Genomic DNA, 13,020 nt, shown 5'->3' on the forward strand with positions numbered 1-13,020 from the left:
GCCGTGTCGCGGTCCGTAAGAAAACGACATGAGCGAGACTTCCACAAGTGCGACCGACGATCGCGATGCTGCGATGCCGTTCCCCTCGCGCCTTTCGGTCGAGCTGGACGTCGATATCTGCGTGGTCGGGGCTGGGCTTGCCGGACTGACCGTGGCGCGGGAAGCGGCGCGGCTTGGCGCCAGCGTTGCGGTGCTCGAAGGCCGCCAGGTCGGCTGGAACGCCTCCGGTAACCAGTTCGGCACGGTGATGCCGGGATTCAATCTTCCGCTGTCCGAGCTGATCGAACGCGTCGGCCTGGAAGACGCCCGCGAACTCTGGGCGCTGTCGAAGGCCGGCGCCGATTACGTTCGCGCGACCGCGACCGAGGAACTGATCCCGGGCATCGCGTTCAGCGAGGGTGCGCTGCAGGTTTCCACCGTCGATGTCGGCGAGACCCTGATCAGCCGGCTGCAGACGCTGGCTGAGGATTTCGAGACCGAGGTCGAGGGCTGGCAGGTCGACCGTGTGCGCAGCACCATCAGGACGAAGCGCTATTTCCATGGCATCTACTACCCCAAAGCGTTTCAGGTTGACGGCCGCAAATATGTGCATGGCTTGGCGGCGCTTGCGCAGCGGGCAGGGGCGCGCATTTTCGAGGACACGCCGGTGGTCAGCATCGACTTCTCCGGCATCCGCAAGCGCATCGTTACGCCTTCGGCGCGCTTGCGCGCGAACCATATTGTGCTCGCCGGCAATGTTCATCTCGGCGCGCCGCTCCAGCGCCTGTCGGACACGCTGCTGCCTGTCTGGCGCTATGCGGCGGTGAGCGAGCCGCTTGGCGAACGGCTCGCGGAGGCGCTCGCCTTTCACGGCTCGGTCAACGACAGCGACGGCATCGATCATTTCCGAATCGTCGATGGCGACCGGCTGATGTGGGCGAGCCCGGAGACGACATGGAACGCGAAGCCGCAGCGTTTCGCGCCCGCCATCCAGCGCCGCATCGCGACCATCTTTCCGCAACTCGGCAAGGTCGCGATCGACGATGTCTTTGGCGGCGCCGTTGGCGTGACCGTGCATGGCATGCCGCAGATCGGCGAGCTGCGCAAAGGCCTCTGGGTCGCAAGTGGCTTTGGCCGGCAGGGCATGAACACCTCGGCAATGGCCGGGCTGTTGATCGCACGCAGCATCCTGTGGGGCGACGAACGCTGGCGGCTGTTCTCGCCGTTCGAACTGGTCTGGGCGGGCGGGACGACCGGCCGCATCGCGGCGCATCTGATCAGCCTTTGGGGGCGGGGCGCCTCCGCCGCCGCCAACGCACTGGCGCGCTATCGGGAGGGCGTGCGCGCCAAGGAGCGCGTCCGCAACGCACGGCTCGCCGAGGCCAATCGCCAGTACGGCACCCTGCCGCGGCCGCCGCGCCGCCGCCCGGCGCCTGGTGGCCAGCGGACTGCGCACCCGCAACCGTCTGTGCCGCAGGAGCCGTATGGCTCAAGCTCGCAGAAAAGTGAGGAGATCAGGGACTGACCGGTGTAACGTCGCAATCGGGTGTGCCGTATCTGACAGCGAACAATCGTCATCCGCCTCCACGGAGACCATCATGATTGACCGCCGTTTCCTGCTTGCTTCCGTTGCCGGCCTGTTCAGCCTCGCCGCTTTCCGCTGGCTGCGTGGTTCACCGGCGCAGGCCGCCGAGAAATTCGAGATCGAGAAGACCGACGCCGAGTGGCGCGCGCAGCTCACGCCGCAGCAATATGAGATCCTGCGCAAGCAGGGCACGGAGCGGCCCTGGTCCAGCCCGCTGTTGAAGGAGCACCGCAAGGGCATCTTCGCCTGCGCAGGCTGCGACCTGCCGCTATTCTCCTCCGACACCAAGTTCGAAAGCGGGACCGGCTGGCCGAGTTTCTATCGGCCGCTCGAAAACGCCGTCGGCACGACGGAAGATCGCACCTTCGGCATGGCGCGTACGGAGGTGCATTGCCGGCGCTGCGGCGGCCATCTCGGCCACGTCTTCGACGACGGTCCGAAGCCGACGGGTCTGCGCTACTGCATGGATGGCTTTGCGCTGGTCTTCCATCCGGCGACCGCCTCGGCCACCTGAATCTATCTTCATCACGCCAGATGCAATGAACACAAAAAAGGCCTCCCTTTCGGAGGCCTTTTTTCCTCGATCGTGTGATCGTCTCACGCCGACTTGCGCTCGTCCTCCTGCGCGGGGGCGTCGAGCTTCCTTGCGCTTTGCAGCAGGGCCTCTTCGTGTGCGATCAGCTTCTTCGACTCCTTCAGCGCGTGATAGAGGTCACCGTTGAGGATGTGGTTGTTGATGTTTTCGATGAATGGCCAGCCGCTTGGCATCGCCGTGATGATGTCGCGCACCAGGCTGAAATAGGTCGGATGGTGCGCCATCGGGTCGGGCGAGAGATACATGAGCTGCACCGCGAGATAGACCAGCTTGGCCGGCGTGTCGGCTGTCTCCGGCGTCAGAATGTCCTTCTCGCGCAGGATCGGAATCCTGTCGCCGTCGATCAGGAGGCGAGCCCGCTGATCGGTGTTGGTGACCACGCAGGAGCCGATGATGATCCGCTCGTTCGGCTTCAGCTCGACCTTCAATGCCATTCCCGTTCTCCTCTGCCGCCATTCCCGCGCGATGCGTCGTTGCGACGAAATCGAATCATGTCTGGCGCGCGTCCGCCGTTAAGACCGATGGCGGCCGATCGCGCCGCAATCCTTTCCGATCATGGTTAACAGTTGGTAAACGCCATTCCTGCTGTGTTCGCCCTTCGGTCCGAAGGCGCAGCAAATTCAGTAGTATTCCGGAATAACTATGCCGCTGCGTAGCATTTTCGCGCTGTTTGCTGGCCAGAAATGCGACCAGGAAGATTCATTTTTTCTTAGGAGGCTTGGTTCCAAGGTGAGCCGTCGTCCGATCAAAAAAGATTGGAAGCGACGTGTTCCTGTTTCACACCAGAAAGGTATGAAAAATGTCCGGCATTGTTCTTTCGGCATCGGTACGCCAGAACCTCCTCTCGCTGCAGTCGACTGCCGATCTGCTCGCCACCACACAGAGCCGTCTTTCGACCGGCAAGAAGGTCAACTCGGCCCTCGATAACCCCACCAACTTCTTCACCGCCGCCGCGCTCGACAATCGCGCCAGCGACATCAACAACCTGCTCGATGGCATCGGCAACGGCGTGCAGGTGCTGCAGGCGGCCAACACCGGCATCACCTCGCTGCAGAAGCTGGTCGACGGCGCCAAGTCGGTCGCGACCCAGGCCCTGCAGTCGACCGTCGGCTATTCCGCCAAGTCGAGCGTAAGCGTCAAGATCAACGGCGCCACGGCCTCGAACCTGCTCGGCACCGGCGCGTCTATCGACGCGGCGTTCACCGGCACCAACCAGGTCAACAACCAGACGGTCACCTATACCGCTTCGACCGCCCACGGCACCGCGATCGGCGCGTCTCACCAGAACGCCTACACCAGCAACACCTCCACCGGCACGGTTGCGCTGCAGGACAACGCAGGACCGCCAGCGGTGGCAGTCAATAACCTCACCTCGCTCAACTCTGGCGGCGCTAACCACCTTGATTCCGCCGTTCTGGCCTCGCTCTCCGGCCAGACGCTGACCATCAACAACAACACCATCACCTTTAGCGCGACGGCGACGGCGACCACGACGACCGGCAACAACACCACGATCGGCCTCAACACCGGCACCACCTCGACGTTCGGTGACATCCTTACCGCGATCGGGACCGCGGCGGGCGCCGGCGTGACCGCCACCGTTGACGGGACTGGCCACATCCTGATTGCAACCGGCACGACGAACGATGTCACCATCACCGGTGGAGCTGCGGCGACCGCGCTCGGCATCTCCACCACCAACCGCGGCGGCGGCTCGATCGTTGCGGCAACGGCCACCGCAACGACGCTGATTGGCGTGCCGGCGACTCCGGGCTCCGACGCGTTGAGCTCTGCTCTCACCACGTCGGACTACCTGCAGATCAACGGCAAGACGATCCAGTTCCATGCCGGCACCGGCGTTACCGGTTCGATGGCGGCCAACAACTACTCGATCGGCCTCGCCGACGGGACGATCGGAAGCATCCTGAGTGCGATCAATCAGGCCGCGCCCGGCGTTACCGCCACGGTCGATGGCACTGGCCAGATCAATATCGATACCGGCACCACCAACGACCTCAGCCTGTCGGGCTCGCTTGCCGGTACGTTGAGCAAGCTTGGCCTGAGCGGTGTCACGAGCGTGACCCGCGCGCCCATTGCCACACCTGAGATCACCGGCGCTACTCTGCTTTCCGGTGCTTCGACTGCGACCAGCGATGCGTTGAAGTCGGCCTTCTCCGCGGGTGACACCATCACAGTCAACGGTAAGCTCCTGAGCTTCGTGACCACGGGTGCAGCCGACGATAACCACATCAACATCACCGACAACATCACCACCCTGTTGAGCAAGATCGATACGTTGTCAGGCAACACCGGCACCGGCTCCACGCCGTCGACCGTCACCGGCGGTCACATCGTGCTCCATACCGGCGCTAGCAGCGACCTGACGATCACGAGTTCGAACGCCGATGCGCTCGCAGCGCTCGGCCTCGGCACCGGCGTCAGCCAGGCCCGCGGCACCGGTCCGTCTCCGCTCAACGGCCAGACGCTGTCGATCGCCTCCACCGGCGGCGGCGTCGCAACCAGCATCACCTTCGGCGGTACCGGCCCGGGCCACGTCAACTCGCTGAACGACCTCAACGCGGCGCTGTCGTCGAACAATCTACAGGCCACACTGGCGCAGGACGGCACGCTGACGATCACCACCTCGAACGACGCAGCCTCCGCCACGATCGGCTTGATCAGCGGCACTGCGGCTCTTTCGGGCCAGTTGTTCTTCGGCAAGACCCCGAGCGATCCGGTGGTCGATCCGAACGCCAGCGCCGCTCGTGACGCGCTGGTCACCCAGTACAACAACATCCTGAACCAGATCACGACCACGGCGCAGGATGCTTCCTTCAACGGCGTCAACCTGCTCACCGGCGACACGTTGCGGCTGACTTTCAACGAAACCGGCAAGTCGACGCTGGGGATCTCCGGCGTCAACTTCAACTCCGCGGGCCTTGGCCTTGCGGCGCTGTCGGCCGGCGACTTCAAGGACAACGACTCCGTGCAGAAGGTGGTGAGCGGGCTCAACAACGCCAGCAGCACGCTGCGCGCCCAGGCGTCGGCCTTCGGTTCGAACCTGTCGATCGTGCAGATCCGTCAGGACTTCTCGAAGAACCTGATCAACGTGCTGCAGACCGGCTCCTCCAACCTGACGCTGGCCGACACCAACGAGGAAGCGGCCAACAGCCAGGCGCTGTCGACCCGCCAGTCGATCGCGGTGTCCGCGCTCGCGCTCGCCAACCAGAGCCAGCAGAGCGTGCTGCAGTTGCTGCGCTAAGCGCAGCGTCACCAAAGCAAGAACGACACGAGACGGCGGGGGAAACCCCGCCGTCTTCGTTTTGGTTAAGGCGTGGCGTGGCGGCTTCTGCCGGAAAACGGACACATTTGGTAACCCTTGCTAACCATATTTAAAGGCACCGTCTGTATGAAAGTTGGGCACTTTTTGAGACCCCGCGGTCAAACCGCTCCCACCGAGGTTCGTGAATGTCAAACGCAGCTCAGGCCTACGCACGCACGTCGACTACGACGGCGTCCCCCCGTGAAATCGAAGCGCAGGCGCTGCTAAAGGCTGCACGACAGCTTCAGGAAGTTCAGACGAACTGGAATGGGCCCGACAAGGCGATGCAGAACGCGCTGCTGTTCAATCGCCGCCTGTGGTCGATCTTCATGAGCGCTGCGCAGGCCAATGACAATCCGCAGCCGCTCGAAGTACGCCAGAACATCACCAATATCGGCGTATTCGTGATGAAGCAGACCGTCGAGATGCAGATCAATCCGGATCCGGCGAAGCTGAAGTCGCTGATCGACATCAACTGCAACCTCGCCGCCGGCCTCGCCGGCCGCGCCTAGGCAGAGTGGGGCGGCTGCAATGGCCGACATGATGGGCATCCTGGCGGCCAACTACAAGGCCGTCGGGCTGAACGTTCCCTCCAAGACGCCCTATGTAGCTGTTGATCCTCAGCTCTACGAGGGCAGTTGGACCGGCAAATACGCCAACAACAAGTCGTTCAAGATCCAGGTCTCGAACGTCACGGGCTTCCGCGCCAAGGTGCACTACGAGAGCGAGGGCACCAGCAAGTACCAGGATGTCCTGATCAAGGATCAGTCGTTCCGGATCGGCGATACCAAGTTTACGCTGACCGCGATCGGCACGGCGCTGATCAAGAATGTCGTCAACGATCCTGCGACCGGGGGAACGTATCTCGACCAGGCCTACGCGAAGCGCCAGGGCTAAAGCTTCGTTTCGAGAACCGAAGCTTTAGATCTTTTGTTTGACGCGTTTTCTTCACGCGAACCGGTATCCACTTCGCTCGAAAACGCTCTGAAGCGTCAGGCCCTGCGGTCGGTGGCGCCGAGACGCGTCGGCGCTTCCTTGGTCAGGTCGAGCGTGCGGAAATAGGCGCGGCGGCGCAGCACCGCCTCTTCGGGAAACTGCCTCACAACCTGGCTCGTGCGGTTGTCGACGACCTGAAAGACGACGGAAGCGGCGTCGCGATCGATAATGACTTGGTTGGAAACGGACGCGTTGACGACGTTGGAATTGATGCTGGCGCGCGCGCCTGCATCCGTCGCGGTGACGCTCCGGCTCGGCGGCAGTTCGGTTGGGACGGCATTCCGCGCCGCTTCGCTAACGGGAGCGGTGATCGGAGCCGCAACCGGTACCCCGACCGGCTTGATGCTGAAATCTGTACTCATCACGCCTCCTAGTGCCTGCGCACTAGCTAATGCTTCGAGTCAAATCCCAACCCTCCATAAACCGCAACTATAGGCCACACCTCTCAATAGGTTGTTAGGGAACGCGCTGAATGCCGCGCTTACATCAGCGCGACAATTTTAGCGAATTACAGCGACCGGCTGACCGCGAGCGGCGTCATGTGGCGCGGACCAGGCGCGGCGCGCCGGCCGGCGGCGGTGTAGGTATTCGGCACGTTGCGGCGCTGGATCTCGCTGTTAACGCCGCGCACGATACCCTCCGACACCGCATGGGCGGTGGCGAGAACAGTCAGATTCACCTGAAGCATCGCGCGGAAGGTATCGTGATGGCGGCGCAGCGTGTTCAAGAGATCGGGCGCCGCCTGTGCTAGCTGCTTCTGCGCAGCCTTCACGCTCTCGACCGCGACCATGTAGCGGCGCGACAATTCCGATTTCTGCGCTTCGAGTAGCATCGCCTCGCGTACCTTGCCAGCGCGTACCAGCTCCGTCTCGCGCTCGGTGATGCCGAGCAGCGCGCTCATCACATCCATCAGCTCTTCCGCGAGCTTGCGGATTTCGGCAGGTGTCGACGCTGCAGACTTCGCGGCTTGCGCCGGCGCCGGCCGCGATTGAAGACGCTGGTTCATCTTGTCCTGATCTCCTTAAGCTTGGCTGGCGCCGCCTGCCTGCTGCAGGATCAGCGTGCGGAACACTTCGTTGGAAATGCCGACGCCGCCGGATTTCGCGAACGATTTCGAATATTCTTCCGTCAGCATCGAGCGCCACACGCCGGTGCCGGGCGTATCGCCAAACGGGCCTTCGCCCTTGATGCCGCTGGTCATCTGCGAAAACATCGAATTGAGAAACAGCGCCTCGAAATCCTGCGCCTTCGCGCGGGCCTTGGCCTGCATTTCCGGTGAGACCTTGGTCAGCGCTTCCGCGAGTTGCGGGTCCTTGCGGCTATTGCCGCGCGGCGTGCGGTAGGGATTGGTGAGGACGTCGGCAAATCCGCTCTGCATCACATCACCTCGATGTCGGCCTGGATCGCACCGGCCGCCTTGATCGCCTGCAGGATGCTGATGAGATCGCGCGGGCCGATCCCGAGCCCGTTCAGTCCATCGACGAGTTGCTGCAGCGAGACGCCGTCTTTCACCACGGCGAATTTCTTGCCGTCTTCGGTAACCTGTACATTCGAGCGCGGCGTCACCACCGTGCGTCCCCGCGACAGCGGATTGGGCTGGCTCACTTGCGGGCTCTCGGAGATCGACACCGTGAGATTGCCTTGCGCGACCGCCACGGTGGCGACGCGAACGTCGCGGCCCATCACGATGATGCCGGAGCGCTCATCGATCACGATCTTCGCCGCAAGATCCGGATCGACCTGCAACTGCTCGATCTCGGTCAGGAAGGCGACGACGTTGCCCTTGAACTCTGCCGGGATGTTGAGCTGCACGGTTGAGGGATCGATCGGCTCGGCGGTCTTGACCCCGAGGAAATCATTCACCGCCGCCGCAATGCGCTTGGCGGTGGTGAAGTCGGCATTGCGCAGCGCGAGGCGGACATTGGGCAGGCGGTTGAGCGTGAATTCGATCTCGCGCTCGATGATCGCGCCGTTGGCGATACGGCCGACGGTTGGGACGCCGCGCACGACCTTGGCGGCTTCGCCTTCGGCCTGGAAGCCGGAGATCGCGAGCGTGCCCTGCGCGACCGCATAGACATTGCCGTCGGCGCCGAGCAGGGGGGTGACGAGCAGGGTGCCGCCACGCAGGTCCTTGGCGTCGCCGAGCGCGGAGACCGTGACGTCCATCCGCGTGCCCTGCGTGCCGAAGGCCGGCAGATTGCCGGTGACCATTACGGCGGCGACGTTGCCGGTGCGGATGGTGGCGCCGCGGATGTTGACGCCCATCCGTTCCAGCATCGCCTGCAGCGATTGCTTGGTGAAGGGGATGTTGTTGAGCGTATCGCCGGTGCCGTTGAGGCCGACCACGAGGCCGTAGCCGATCAACTGGTTCTGCCGCACGCCTTCGATGTTGGCGAGGTCCTTGATCCGCGACGTCGCTCCCGCCGGCAAAGCGGTCAGCGCGAGCGCGAGCCACGCGGCGCAGGCGGCTGCGAAAAAATGTGCCGAACGGATGCCGGGCATCCCTGTGCTCCCCTCGAGGTCTTCCATCGGACCGGCACGCCACTCCCGTAGCGGCGATCCGCGCCTTACTATGCGAGGGCTGTGCCATGGCGGGGTGATGCATCAAATAACTGATATCTTTAGTGAAATTGCGTGATCGCCATTCGCGCTCCGTTTTCCGGCGGAGTCGAAACTGCCGGCCGGCGGCAGATTTTGCCGGGTCGTTTACGGTCCATTAACGATAAGGGGGCGAAAGTTCCGCCCAGCACGCCCGCGGGATCATCGACGATGCGCATCTCAGGACCGAACGGCACCACGCTTGGAACGCCCACGAGCAGCACGCGGCGGAACAGCTCGAGCAGCTTCGCGCTGCCGGAACCCTCGACGGAGGCGGGCGAGGTTCGTTCCGGCGCTGCGCCGAAGGCTGCCGGCAATATCGATGCGCTGCTTGCGCTGCAGGGCGTCGAGGACCCCATGGAACGTCGCAAGCGCTCGGTCGCGCGGGGCCGCGGCGCGCTCGATGTGCTCGATGAGCTCAAGATCGGCCTGCTGGCCGGCAATCTGGAAGCGACGACCGTCGCGCGGCTGCGCGATGCCGCCGCCAGCCTGAAATCCTCCTCCGGCCATCCCGGCCTCGATGCGGTCCTGTCCGAGATCGAGCTTCGCGTTGAAGTCGAGCTCGCCAAGGCCGGGCAGGCCTAAGGGCGGTTGCCTTGATAGCAATTCGTTCGGTCCGGTCGGCGCGGATTTAATTTCCCAGGCCGGGCAAAAAGGACTGATCCGGCCCCTTCATGCGCGGGGATGCTGGTGCCGGACGGGTGCACTGACTGGTCCCGGCGGAACGGGGCCAACTTGCCTGTGTAAGGGGGTGGAAATGGCCATTCGTAGCAGTTGCACCGATATTGTCTGTCACATGAGGTAGCTATATAAGGCGCCGCGCGGATGACCCATTTTCGTCCGCCTGACAGGGACATGGACTGCCTTTGGAAAAGCTGAAGAACTACCGGCCTTCTGAAAAAGAGCCTTTCATGAACGAGCGTCAGCGCGACTATTTCCGCGCCAAGCTGCTGGCCTGGAAGGATGAGATCCTCCGCGAATCGAAGCTCACGCTGCAGACCTTGCAGGAAGAGAACGTCAACCACCCCGACCTTGCCGACCGTGCTTCCTCCGAGACCGACCGTGCGATCGAGCTGCGCGCCCGCGACCGCCAGCGCAAGCTGATCTCCAAGATCGATGCCGCACTGCAGCGCATCGAGGACAACACCTACGGCTATTGCGAGGAGACCGGCGAGCCGATCTCCCTCAAGCGGCTCGAGGCTCGTCCGATCGCAACGCTCTCGGTCGAGGCCCAGGAACGCCACGAGAAGCGCGAAAAAGTCTATCGCGACGAATAGGGTTGGACTCGCGGCGGTGCCATTGAAACCGCCATCCGGCGGAGGTAGTTTCGCGTCGCCATGATGACATCCATTCTCAATATCGCTTCGGTCTTCTTGCTGGGTCGCTGACCCCAGCCGCCGCTGCTTGCGGCATCCCATTGGACCGATTGAGCCGGACCGCCGCTGCATGGCGCAGCGCAACAATGTCTGGCGCCAGCTTGAGAGATCATCATCATGACTAACCACGAACGCGCGCGTTCGCTCACCGACGCGCAAATTGCCCAATTCATCGAACACGGCTTTGTCAGGATCGACGACGCTTTTCCGCGCGAGCTTGCCGCGGAAGCGCGCGCCATCCTGTGGCGTGACTTGCCATGCCGCGAGCACGCGCCCGCAACATGGACGCGCCCGGTGGTGCGACTGGGCTTCTATGGCCAGCCACCGTTCCGGCAGGCGATCAACACGCCGGTCCTGCATAGGGCGATCGACCAGATCGTCGGAAGAGGCCGCTGGTGGCCGCGACAGGACATCGGCACCTTTCCGGTACGCTTTCCGCATCCGGACGATTCCGGCGACGCCGGCTGGCACGTCGACCTCAGCTTTCCCGGTGAGGATTGCGATCCGAATGAGCGGCAGGATTTCTCGGCCTGGCGCGTCAATGTCACCTCGCGCGGGCGTGCATTGCTGATGCTGTTCCTGTTCTCCGATGTCGGCGAACAGGATGCGCCGACACGCATCAGGGTCGGCTCGCACCAGCCGATGGCTCGCTATCTCGCACCCGCGGGCGAGGCCGGCCGTGCCCGCATGGTGCTGGACGAGATCGGCGCCGACTGTCCGATTGCGCTCGCGACCGGCGCGGCCGGCACGGTCTATCTCTGCCATCCCTTCCTGGTTCACGCCGCTCAACGGCACCAGGGCAGCGCGCCGCGCTTCATGGCACAGCCCGCGCTGCCATTAAGGGAGCCCTATCGGCTCGCGCGTCCTGACGGGGCCTATTCGCCGGTCGAGATCGCGATCCGGCGGGCGCTCGGAATGGCGAAATAGCGTAAAGCTGCGAAGCGACATTCAGGTGAGTTCGGCCCCGAGTGTCGCTTCGCGCGCGGCTGCATGGCCGTGCGCGCCATAGGTCTTTGACCACGTGAGCAATTCGCGGAATGCTGGCAAGAGTCCATAAGCGGCATCGGTCAATTCGTATTCCACCCGCAGCGGCTTTTCGGCAAGCACGGTACGAAGAACCAGGCCGTCGCGTTCGAGCTCGCGCAGTTGCGCGGTCAGCATGTGCTGGGTGATGCCATCAAGCGAGCGGCGCAGGGCGCCGAAGCGGATCGCCCCGTTCATCAGCGAAAAAAGAATCTCGAGTTTCCATTTGCCGCCGAGTGCGTGAATGGCGTGCTTGAAATCGCCGAGCAGTGCCGGGTCGGGCGCGCAACCTGCGCATTCGGCGGAATCGCAAGGCGACGTGGTATTGTTTTCCATACCGGTCTCGAATTTCATCCTACTTGTCCCGCTGCAGATAGTGGCCCAGATGCGGATGTTGCAGGCCGGCGCAACGAATTTCCGCGCCGAGGCCGAGGATTCAGGAAAGGCTTTGTCGGATGAGCACCGTTTTGGTTACGGGTGGATCGGGTTTCATCGGGGTTCACACCATCCTGCAGTTGCTGGCCGCGGGCCATCAGGTGCGCACCACGGTGCGCCAGCCGGAGCGCAGCAAGGATGTGCTGGCGATGCTGCACCAGGGCAATGCGCCATCGCCCGAGAGCGTATCGTTCTTCACTGCCGATCTCACGCAGGATGCCGGCTGGCGCGAGGCGGTGGCCGGCTGCGATTACGTGCTGCATGTCGCCTCTCCGCTCAGCAGCAGTGTGCCCAGGGACGAGAACGAGATGATCATTCCCGCACGCGATGGAACGCTGCGGGTGCTGCGCGCTGCGCGCGATGCCGGCGTCAAGCGTGTCGTGGTCACGTCCTCGATGGGGGCGATCGGCTACGGCCACCCGCCGCAGGCGCGGCCGTTCGACGAGACGAGCTGGACCAATCTCGATGGCGATGACGTGTTCGCCTATGTCAAATCGAAGACGCTCGCCGAGCGCGCGGCATGGGATTTCATTGCGAAGGAGGGCGGCGGGCTGGAGCTGTCCGTCATCAATCCCGTCGGCGTGTTCGGTCCGGTCCTGGGACCGGATTTCTCCGGCTCGATCGACATCATCAGGATGCTGCTCAATGGCGCGATGCCGGCGGTGCCGCGAATCCATTTCGCCGTGGTCGACGTGCGCGACGTGGCGGAGCTGCATCTGCGCGCGATGACGTCGCCGGCGGCGCGCGGCGAACGCTTCATCGCGGTTGCCGGAGATCCGATGTCGATGCTCGATATCGCAAACCTCCTGCGGCGCGACCTCGGTTCCGCCGCCCGGCGGGTGCCGCGCTTCCAGGCGCCGGACTGGGTGGTGCGGTTGGCCGCAATGGGCGTTCCGGTGCTGCGCTATGCCGTGCCGATGCTCGGCAAGGTCCGCCGCTCCACCAGCGCGAAGGCCCGCGAAAAGCTCGATTGGACGCCCCGCCGCGATGACGAGACGATCCTTGCGACCGCCGAAAGCCTGATCAGGCTTGGCCTTGTCAAGGCGTGAGCGCGTATGTGACGCGCTTGTCAAGCGCGCGCCGTGGTGCTGAATTGCCATCTCGACAACGC

15 protein-coding genes are annotated in these 13,020 nt (G+C 63.7%); 9 read left to right on the plus strand and 6 right to left on the minus strand.

Translation table 11 applies throughout. From position 1 onward, the window contains the following. Positions 1-28 precede the first annotated feature (28 nt). Together AC5ZG1_RS09010 and msrB are read left to right on the plus strand one after the other, a co-directional pair. The gene (locus tag AC5ZG1_RS09010; protein WP_496132644.1) at positions 29-1,504 is read left to right on the plus strand and encodes an NAD(P)/FAD-dependent oxidoreductase; all 1,476 of its coding nucleotides are present in this window, start codon (positions 29-31) and stop codon (positions 1,502-1,504) included. A 73-nt stretch (positions 1,505-1,577) separates the two neighbouring features. After that, positions 1,578-2,078, plus strand: coding sequence for a peptide-methionine (R)-S-oxide reductase MsrB (msrB, locus tag AC5ZG1_RS09015; RefSeq protein ID WP_456643376.1), 501 nt, complete (start codon positions 1,578-1,580; stop codon positions 2,076-2,078). 83 nt (positions 2,079-2,161) lie between these two features. Here msrB and flbT read toward each other — a convergent pair whose 3' ends face one another. Further along, positions 2,162-2,593 (minus strand): flagellar biosynthesis repressor FlbT, encoded by a 432-nt coding sequence (gene flbT, locus AC5ZG1_RS09020; RefSeq protein WP_456643375.1) that lies wholly within the window; start codon positions 2,591-2,593, stop codon positions 2,162-2,164. Positions 2,594-2,958: 365 nt separating this feature from the next. Here flbT and AC5ZG1_RS09025 point away from each other — a divergent pair, with 365 nt between their 5' ends. From AC5ZG1_RS09025 to AC5ZG1_RS09035, 3 genes are all read left to right on the plus strand, one after another. Continuing rightward, positions 2,959-5,421 carry a flagellin N-terminal helical domain-containing protein gene (locus tag AC5ZG1_RS09025; RefSeq protein ID WP_463327693.1) on the plus strand — a complete coding sequence of 821 codons (2,463 nt, stop codon included), beginning with the start codon at positions 2,959-2,961 and terminating at the stop codon, positions 5,419-5,421. Positions 5,422-5,627: 206 nt separating this feature from the next. Beyond that, positions 5,628-5,993, plus strand: a complete 366-nt coding sequence (gene flaF, locus AC5ZG1_RS09030) for a flagellar biosynthesis regulator FlaF (protein WP_028163580.1) — start codon at positions 5,628-5,630, stop codon at positions 5,991-5,993. Positions 5,994-6,012: 19 nt separating this feature from the next. Continuing rightward, positions 6,013-6,378, plus strand: a complete 366-nt coding sequence (locus AC5ZG1_RS09035) for a hypothetical protein (RefSeq protein ID WP_028163579.1) — start codon at positions 6,013-6,015, stop codon at positions 6,376-6,378. Positions 6,379-6,473: 95 nt separating this feature from the next. On the opposite strand, the gene AC5ZG1_RS09040 is transcribed toward AC5ZG1_RS09035, so the two are convergent. The 4 genes from AC5ZG1_RS09040 to AC5ZG1_RS09055 form a co-directional block, all read right to left on the minus strand. Further along, entirely contained in the window at positions 6,474-6,839 is a 366-nt protein-coding gene (locus AC5ZG1_RS09040) for a flagellar protein FlaG (RefSeq protein ID WP_028163578.1), read from the minus strand. Positions 6,840-6,985: 146 nt separating this feature from the next. Further along, entirely contained in the window at positions 6,986-7,483 is a 498-nt protein-coding gene (locus tag AC5ZG1_RS09045; protein WP_496132645.1) for a hypothetical protein, read from the minus strand. Between the two features lie 15 nt (positions 7,484-7,498). Beyond that, on the minus strand, positions 7,499-7,855 hold the full coding sequence (flgJ, locus tag AC5ZG1_RS09050; protein WP_496132646.1) for a flagellar assembly peptidoglycan hydrolase FlgJ: 357 nt from the start codon (positions 7,853-7,855) through the stop codon (positions 7,499-7,501). Next, complete coding sequence (locus tag AC5ZG1_RS09055) at positions 7,855-8,979, minus strand: flagellar basal body P-ring protein FlgI (protein WP_130230094.1); 1,125 nt, start codon at positions 8,977-8,979, stop codon at positions 7,855-7,857. Before AC5ZG1_RS09055 ends, flgJ begins: the two co-directional genes overlap by 1 nt. A gap of 267 nt (positions 8,980-9,246) precedes the next feature. On the opposite strand from AC5ZG1_RS09055, the gene AC5ZG1_RS09060 reads away from it, so the two are divergent. The 3 genes from AC5ZG1_RS09060 (at position 9,247) to AC5ZG1_RS09070 (ending at position 11,378) form a co-directional block, all read left to right on the plus strand. Beyond that, positions 9,247-9,660 (plus strand): flagellar assembly protein FliX, encoded by a 414-nt coding sequence (locus tag AC5ZG1_RS09060; RefSeq protein WP_496132647.1) that lies wholly within the window; start codon positions 9,247-9,249, stop codon positions 9,658-9,660. 326 nt (positions 9,661-9,986) lie between these two features. After that, on the plus strand, positions 9,987-10,352 hold the full coding sequence (gene dksA / locus AC5ZG1_RS09065; protein WP_196237262.1) for an RNA polymerase-binding protein DksA: 366 nt from the start codon (positions 9,987-9,989) through the stop codon (positions 10,350-10,352). A 216-nt stretch (positions 10,353-10,568) separates the two neighbouring features. After that, positions 10,569-11,378: a phytanoyl-CoA dioxygenase family protein gene (locus AC5ZG1_RS09070; RefSeq protein WP_496132648.1), complete on the plus strand. Its 810-nt coding sequence runs from the start codon at positions 10,569-10,571 to the stop codon at positions 11,376-11,378. A 21-nt stretch (positions 11,379-11,399) separates the two neighbouring features. On the opposite strand, the gene AC5ZG1_RS09075 is transcribed toward AC5ZG1_RS09070, so the two are convergent. After that, positions 11,400-11,828, minus strand: a complete 429-nt coding sequence (locus tag AC5ZG1_RS09075; RefSeq protein ID WP_496132649.1) for a winged helix-turn-helix transcriptional regulator — start codon at positions 11,826-11,828, stop codon at positions 11,400-11,402. A gap of 101 nt (positions 11,829-11,929) precedes the next feature. Between AC5ZG1_RS09075 and AC5ZG1_RS09080 the strand changes: the two genes are divergently transcribed. Then, entirely contained in the window at positions 11,930-12,958 is a 1,029-nt protein-coding gene (locus AC5ZG1_RS09080; RefSeq protein WP_496132650.1) for an SDR family oxidoreductase, read from the plus strand. The last annotated feature ends 62 nt before the right edge of the window (positions 12,959-13,020 follow it).

This window comes from Bradyrhizobium sp. Leo78 (assembly GCF_059512425.1).